8 protein-coding genes are annotated in these 7,082 nt (G+C 74.3%); 1 reads left to right on the top strand and 7 read right to left on the bottom strand.

The features are described 5' to 3' along the window. A partial coding sequence (locus ABTY40_RS29800; RefSeq protein WP_352062361.1) for a 4'-phosphopantetheinyl transferase family protein occupies positions 1-523 on the top strand: 523 nt, incomplete at its 5' end. Here the strand turns inward: ABTY40_RS29800 and ABTY40_RS29795 are convergent. The 7 genes from ABTY40_RS29795 to ABTY40_RS29765 form a co-directional block, all read right to left on the bottom strand. Further along, positions 512-1,207: a potassium-transporting ATPase subunit C gene (locus ABTY40_RS29795; RefSeq protein WP_352062360.1), complete on the bottom strand. Its 696-nt coding sequence runs from the start codon at positions 1,205-1,207 to the stop codon at positions 512-514. The genes ABTY40_RS29800 and ABTY40_RS29795 overlap by 12 nt on opposite strands. Positions 1,208-1,212: 5 nt before the next feature. After that, entirely contained in the window at positions 1,213-3,324 is a 2,112-nt protein-coding gene (gene kdpB, locus ABTY40_RS29790; RefSeq protein ID WP_352062359.1) for a potassium-transporting ATPase subunit KdpB, read from the bottom strand. Beyond that, entirely contained in the window at positions 3,321-4,985 is a 1,665-nt protein-coding gene (kdpA, locus tag ABTY40_RS29785) for a potassium-transporting ATPase subunit KdpA (RefSeq protein ID WP_352062358.1), read from the bottom strand. The genes kdpB and kdpA overlap by 4 nt, the downstream gene beginning before the upstream one ends. Before the next feature lie 8 nt (positions 4,986-4,993). Continuing rightward, positions 4,994-5,083, bottom strand: a complete 90-nt coding sequence (kdpF, locus tag ABTY40_RS29780; RefSeq protein WP_309053715.1) for a K(+)-transporting ATPase subunit F — start codon at positions 5,081-5,083, stop codon at positions 4,994-4,996. A 380-nt stretch (positions 5,084-5,463) separates the two neighbouring features. Further along, on the bottom strand, positions 5,464-5,661 hold the full coding sequence (locus ABTY40_RS29775; protein ID WP_345286514.1) for a DUF2795 domain-containing protein: 198 nt from the start codon (positions 5,659-5,661) through the stop codon (positions 5,464-5,466). Between the two features lie 144 nt (positions 5,662-5,805). After that, complete coding sequence (locus tag ABTY40_RS29770) at positions 5,806-6,519, bottom strand: phosphodiesterase (RefSeq protein WP_352062357.1); 714 nt, start codon at positions 6,517-6,519, stop codon at positions 5,806-5,808. A gap of 3 nt (positions 6,520-6,522) precedes the next feature. Beyond that, a complete protein-coding gene (locus tag ABTY40_RS29765; RefSeq protein WP_352062356.1) occupies positions 6,523-7,014 on the bottom strand; it encodes a hypothetical protein in 492 nt (163 codons plus the stop codon). Between the last annotated feature and the right edge of the window lie 68 nt (positions 7,015-7,082).

Below are 7,082 nucleotides of genomic sequence, written 5' to 3'. Positions count from 1 at the left end.
TACCCCCCGCTCTCCCTATGTGCCCGCCGGGCGGGCGGTGTTCGCCCTCGGCGGGGCCCCCTGCCCGCTGGGGGGCCCCCCGACGGCCGGGCCGGCCGTGCGGGGCGCCGCCGTTCATTTCTCGCTCTCCCACAGCGGGGACCTGGTGCTGCTCGGGCTGGCCGCCCGGCCGCTGGGCGTGGACGTCGAGGCGCGGCCGGCGGTGTCGGTGGCCGACACGGTGGCGGGGAGTCTGCACCCGGTGGAGGGGGCCGAGTTGGCGGCCCTGCCGCCGGAGGAACGGCCGGCGGCCTTCGCCCGCTGCTGGGCGCGCAAGGAGGCGTATCTGAAGGGGACGGGCGCGGGCCTCGCGGGCGGGGTGGACCGGACATACGTGGGGACGGGTCCCGCTCCGGCCTCCGTACGGGGCTGGTCCGTCGCCGACGTCCGCGTCCCGCCCGGTTTCGCGGCCGCCGTGGCCGTCGCCGCGCCCGCGCCGCTCCCCCGGCCCGGGACACCGTCCGATGGCGGGTCAGGGGTGTGACGGCGTCCGGCCGCCGTCCGTCATCGCCCTGAGGGCGATGTTGAGCTCGAGGACGTTGACGCGGGGTTCGCCGAGGAAGCCGAGGACCCGGCCTTCGGTGCGGGCGGCGACCAGGGCCTCGACCTCCCGCGCCGGCAGGTGGTTGCGCTCGGCGACGCGGTGGACCTGGAGGCGCGCGTACTCCGGGGAGATGTGCGGGTCGAGACCCGAGCCCGAGGAGGTGACGGCGTCCGGGGGCACGTCCGAGGGCCGTACGCGGTGGGTGGGTGTGGAGTTGTCCCGTACCACCGCGGCTTTGGCCTCCGTCACCCACCGGATCAGCTCGGCGTTGTCGCCGGAGCGGTTGGTGGCGCCCGACACCAGCAGGGTGTGGCGGGTGTTGGCGCTGTTGGTGGTCAGGCCCCGGGAGGGGCGCGGCTGGAACCACCTGAGGTCCGGGGCGGGCGTCTCCCGCCCTTCCGCCGGGGGCAGGTCGTAGCGCTGTCCGACGAGGGCGGAGCCGACGGTCCGGCCGCCGGCGTCGGTGATCTCGGATCCGTTGGCGCGGGAGGGGAAGGCGGCCTGGGCGAAGCCCGTGACGGCGAGGGGGTACAGCACGCCGCACAGCACGGTCAGGACGAGGAGCGCGCGGAGGCCGGCGGCGAGCAGCCGCCCGGCGTTTCCCGCGGAGTGGGAGTTCTTCATGGCGGTCAGCCGATTCCGGGGAGGAGGGAGAGGAGCAGGTCGATGAGTTTGATGCCGATGAAGGGGGCGATCAGGCCGCCGAGGCCGTAGAGGCAGAGGTTGCGGCGGAGCAGGGCGTCGGCGCCGGCGGCCCGGTGGCGCACGCCCCGCAGGGCGAGGGGCACGAGGGCCGGGATGATCAGCGCGTTGAAGACGACGGCGGAGAGGATCGCGGACTCGGGCGAGGCCAGGCCCATGACGTTGAGCCGGTCCAGCGACGGGTAGGCCGCCGCGAACAGGGCGGGGATGACGGCGAAGTACTTCGCGACGTCGTTGGCGAGGGAGAAGGTGGTCAGGGCCCCGCGGGTGATGAGGAGCTGCTTGCCGATCTCGACGATCTCGATGAGTTTGGTCGGGTCGGAGTCGAGGTCGATCATGTTGCCGGCCTCCTTGGCGGCCGACGTGCCCGTGTTCATGGCGACGCCGACGTCGGCCTGCGCGAGCGCGGGGGCGTCGTTCGTCCCGTCGCCGGTCATCGCGACGAGCTTGCCGCCGGCCTGCTCGCGCCTGATGAGCGCGAGTTTGTCCTCGGGGGTGGCTTCGGCGAGGTAGTCGTCGACTCCCGCCTCCTCGGCGATGGCCTTCGCGGTGAGCGGGTTGTCACCGGTGATCATGACGGTTCTGATGCCCATGCGGCGCAGTTCCCCGAACCGTTCCCGCATGCCTTCCTTCACGACGTCCTTGAGGTGGATCACGCCGAGGACGCGGGCACCGCCGGATTCCTCGACGGCGACGAGGAGGGGGGTGCCGCCGACCGCGGCGATGCGGTCCGTGAGTTCCCGGGCGTCGCCGGGGACGGTGCCGCCCTGCTCCTCCACCCAGGCGAGGACGGAAGCGGCGGCGCCCTTGCGGATCCGGCGCCCGCCGGTGTCCACGCCCGACATGCGGGTCCGGGCGGAGAACGCGATCCAGGTCGCGTGCGGGAGTTCGTCCCGGTGGCGCTCGCTCACCCGGTACGTCCCGTGGGCGAGGGCGACGATCGAGCGGCCCTCGGGCGTCTCGTCGGCGAGCGAGGACAGCTGGGCGGCCTCGGCGAGTTCCGCCTCCGCCGTCCCGCGCACGGGCAGGAACGCGGCGGCCTGCCGGTCGCCGAGCGTGATGGTTCCCGTCTTGTCCAGGAGCAGGGTGGACACGTCCCCGGCCGCCTCGACGGCCCGGCCGGACCTGGCCAGGACGTTGCGCCGGACGAGCCGGTCCATGCCGGCGATGCCGATCGCGGAGAGCAGCGCGCCGATCGTCGTCGGGATGAGGCAGACGAGGAGGGCGGTCAGCACGACGAGGGGCGTCTGTCCGTCGGCGCCGGCGTGGATCGCGAAGGGCTTCAGGGTGACGACGGCCAGCAGGAAGACGAGGGTGAGCGAGGCCAGCAGGATGGTGAGGGCGATCTCGTTCGGGGTCTTCTGCCGGTCGGCGCCCTCGACCAGGCGGATCATGCGGTCGACGAAGGTCTCTCCGGGCCGGGCGGTGATCGTGACGACGATCCGGTCGGACAGCACCTTCGTCCCGCCGGTGACCGCCGAGCGATCACCGCCCGACTCGCGGATGACGGGCGCGGACTCGCCGGTGACGGCGGACTCGTCGACGGAGGCGACGCCCTCCACGACGTCACCGTCGCCGGGTATGACGTCCCCGGCCTCGCAGACGACGCGGTCACCGACGCGCAGCTCGGTGCCGGGGACCTTCTCCTCCGTGCCCGCCGGTGTCAGCCGGCGGGCGACGGTGCCCGTCCTGGCCCTGCGGAGGGTGTCGGCCCGGGCCTTGCCCCGTCCCTCGGCCACGGCCTCCGCGAGGTTGGCGAAGAGGGTGGTGAGCCACAGCCAGACGGTGATCGCCCAGCCGAAGGGGTCACCCGGATCGCGGAGCGCGAGGACGGTGGTGAGGACCGAGCCGACGAGCACCACGAACATCACGGGGGTCCTGACCATGACGCGGGGGTCGAGCTTGCGCACCGCGTCCGGCAGCGCGGCGAGCAGACGGCGGGCGCCGGGCCCCTGACCGGGGGTGGCCGGGGCGGCGCCGGGAGCGGGCCCGGGCGTCGCCGGGGAGGTGGGCGTGGGGGTGGGTGCGGTGGTGCTCATGCTGCGAGCCCTTCGGCGAGCGGACCCAGGGCGAGGGCCGGGAAGTAGGTGAGGCCGGCGACGATCGCGACGGTGCCGGCGAGGAGGACGGAGAACAGCGGCTTCTCGGTGCGCAGGGTGCCCGCGGTCGCGGGCACGGGCGTCTGCCCGGCCAGCGAGCCGGCCAGGGCGAGCACGAACACCATGGGCAGGAAGCGGCCGAGCAGCATCGCGATCCCGAGGGTGGTGTTGAACCAGGGGGTGTCGGCGTTCAGACCAGCGAAGGCCGAACCGTTGTTCTGGGCGGCGGAGGTGTAGGCGTAGAGGATCTCGGAGAAGCCGTGGGCCCCGGTGTTCGTCGTGGCCGCCGCCGGGCCGTCGAGGGCGACCGAGGCCGCGGTCAGGCCGAGCACCAGCGCGGGTGTGACGAGGAGGTAGCAGGCGGCATGGGTGATCTCGCGGCTGCCGATCTTCCTGCCCAGGTACTCGGGGGTGCGGCCGACCATCAGCCCGGCGAGGAAGACGGCGACGACCGCCATGATCAGCATGCCGTAGAGGCCGGATCCCACCCCGCCGGGGGCGATCTCGCCGAGCTGCATGCCCAGCATCGCGATCCCGCCGCCGAAACCGGTGAAGGAGGAGTGGAAGGAGTTGACCGCGCCGGTCGACGTGAGGGTGGTGGCCACCGCGAACAGCGAGGAGCCGGCGATGCCGAACCGGGTCTCCTTGCCTTCCATGGCCCCGCCTGCGAGCTCGAAGGCGGGGCCCCGGCCCGCGAACTCGGTGGTCAGCATCAGGGCGGTGAAGACCAGCCAGATAGCGCCCATCGTGGCGAGGATCGCGTACCCCTGCCGTACCGAACCGGCCATCCGGCCGAAGGTCCGGGTCAGCGCGACGGGGATGAGGAGGATCAGGAAGATCTGGAAGAGGTTGGAGACCGGGTTCGGATTCTCGAAGGGGTGGGCGGAGTTGGCGTTGAAGTAGCCACCGCCGTTGGTGCCCAGCTCCTTGATCACCTCCTGCGAGGCGACCGCCCCGCCGTTCCACTGCTGCGTGCCGCCGAGGAAGCGGCCCACCTCGTGGATGCCGGAGAAGTTCTGGATCGTGCCGCAGGCGACCAGGACGAGCGCGCCGGCCACGGACAGCGGCAGCAGGACGCGGATCACGCCCCGGACCAGATCGGCCCAGAAATTGCCCAGCTCACCCGTGCGGGAGCGGGCGAAGCCGCGGACGAACGCGACCGCGACCGCCATGCCCACGGCGGCCGAGACGAAGTTCTGCACCGCCAGGCCGCCGGTCTGCACGAGGTGGCCCATGGCCTGCTCCCCCGCGTACGACTGCCAGTTGGTGTTGGAGACGAAGGACGCGGCCGTGTTGAAGGCCTGGTCCGGATCGATCGACGCGAAGCCGAGGGAACCGGGCAGCGAGCCCTGCAGCCGCTGGAGCAGGTACAGGAACAGCACGCCGGCCGCCGAGAAGGCGAGCACACCGCGCAGATAGGCGGGCCAGCGCATCTGCGTGTCGGGGTCGGCGCCGATCGCCCGGTAGATCCACCGCTCGGCCCGCAGGTGCCGGGAGGAGCTGTAGACGCGGGCCATGTGGTCACCCAGGGGCCGGTGCGCCAGACCGAGGGCCACGACCAGCGCGAGGAGCTGGAGGATTCCAGCGAGAACGGGACTCATGGACGGCCTCAGAACCTCTCCGGCTTGAGGAGGGCGAGGACGAGATATCCCACGAGGGCGGCGGCCACGAGCAGACCGACGACGTTCTCTGCGGTCACTGCCCTGCCACCCCCTTGGCGGTCAGGGCCACCAGCGCGAAGACCGCGAGGGTGATGAGGACGAAGGCCACGTCGGCCATCGTGAGCTCCCGGAGGTCGAAAGGACGGTACGAGCGGTCCGCCCCGGCCCGCGGGGAAGCGGGGCGCCGGGGAGGACCCGTACGAGGAAAACCCCCGTCCGGCCCGCCACCGGCTCCGTTGACGCTCCTCTGACGCCCGCCCCGGCCGTCTTGACGGCTCCTGTACGGGCGGGGCGGGCCACGCCCGTCGAGTCCGGTACGCCCCCCGGGGGGAGGCGCGGGCGCACGTCCGCGCGCCCCGGCGGGTCTGCCGGGGCGCGCGGGGCGGGCCTCAGGGCCCGTGTCCGGGTCGGAGGCCGGCTAGGAGCCTCCGCCGAAGACCGACTTCTGCACGTCGTCGGGGCCGTCGTACCGCTTCGACCCCGAGTCCTCGAGCTTCTTCACGACGGCGTCGTCGGCGCCGTTCTTCCTGGCCACGGAGACCAGGTCGTCGCCGCTCGCCGGGTACTCGGCGCCCTTGAGGGCCTTCTGCACGTCGATGGGGCTGACATCCGCCATGGCGGATCCTCCTTCTGTTCGCGGGGGCCTCCGGGATTCCGGGGACGATGGCGTTCCCCCGCCGTCCGTGGATGCGCGGAGGGGACGCTCCGTTCCCTGGCGGCGGCTGCCCGGAATCGGCCCGTCGATGCGTGCGGGCGGCGGCTACCGGGCCGGGGCCCGTCTGCCCTTCCGCGAGGCGGCGTAGGCGGCCTCGCGGAGCCGGGCGAGCCGGGCGGTCGGACGCAGGCCGGGCAGCCGGTGCAGGTACGGGTCGTAGGAGTCGGTGGCCTCGGGCGGTCCCTCCTCCGGCGCTCCGGTGGTGAGCGTTCCGAGCACGTGCCAGGCGCCCCCCGGCCCCGCCGCGCACAGGGCGAAGGTCAGCGGGCCCGCGCGCAGCGCCCCGCGCAGCCCGGCGAGGGTCCCGGGGCCCCGGAGGCCGGGCCCGGGCAGGGGGCGGAGGGCCAGGACGGCGGTCCGGCCGCCGAGCCGGTAGGACAGGAGCGTCGAGCAGGGCCCGGCGAGCGCGTCGCGGCGCGGCAGCGGCAGGTGCCGGGTCCACCGGCCGCTCCCGCTGCTGGTGAACAGCAGGTCCAGCGGTTGTCCGGGGCCGCCCGCGTCGGGAACGCGCAGGGCGATCCCCAGACCGTCGGGCAGCCCGGCGGGCAGGCCGAGGGCGCGGGACCAGCGCAGCCGCACCGGATGGTCGACCGGCTCGTCGAGCCACGGGACGCCCCAGCGGACGCCGGCCGGGCGGATGCGCAGGACACCGGTGGCCCGGACGCCGTGCGGGTGCAGGGCGGGGGCGTGCCGCCGCCGGGCGACCGCGTGCGCGAGGCGGGCGGCGAGACCGGGGAGCGAAGGGGCCGGGGCGCGCACGGCTCACCGCCCGCCGGGGAGCGTACGGAGCCACGCGGGGCGCCGGCCCGTGCGCGGCCGGCGGCGTGCGCCGGGTCCTGAGGCGGAGGGCGGGGGCAGCGGGCCCGCCCGCCACCAGGCCACGAGCCAGGCGATCTCCTTGGCCGCGTCCATCAGGTAGGTCGGGCGGATCCTGCCCCGGGGGACGTACACGAGGTCGACGGCGAGGAAGGTGAGGGCGGTGCCGATGCCCACCCTGCGCGCGTGCCGCAGGCCCTCGGGGTCGTTCGCGGCCCGCAGCATGCTCCAGCCGGCCGAGGCGAGCAGGCCGCCGCTGGTCTTCTGGAGCCAGTCGTCGGCCTTGGGCCCGTACACCCACTCGAACGTGCGCAGGGAGAGCAGGGGCCACGCGCCGCCGACGATGTTGAACAGGCCTTGGGCGCGGGCGACGGTCGCGTGCCGGGGCCCGGTGCCGCCCGGGCGGCTCCAGGGGGCTGATGTGGTCGTTGTCTCCATGGGGGGCGACTGTCCGCTGCGCGCGCCCGGAAACGGCGCCGGGCCGGCCGGACCGGGGCCACGGGTCT

This window comes from Streptomyces sp. NPDC126503 (assembly GCF_040302405.1).
Taxonomy (GTDB): Bacteria; Actinomycetota; Actinomycetes; order Streptomycetales; family Streptomycetaceae; genus Streptomyces; species Streptomyces gulbargensis.
This window is presented reverse-complemented; position numbering and strand designations above follow the sequence as displayed.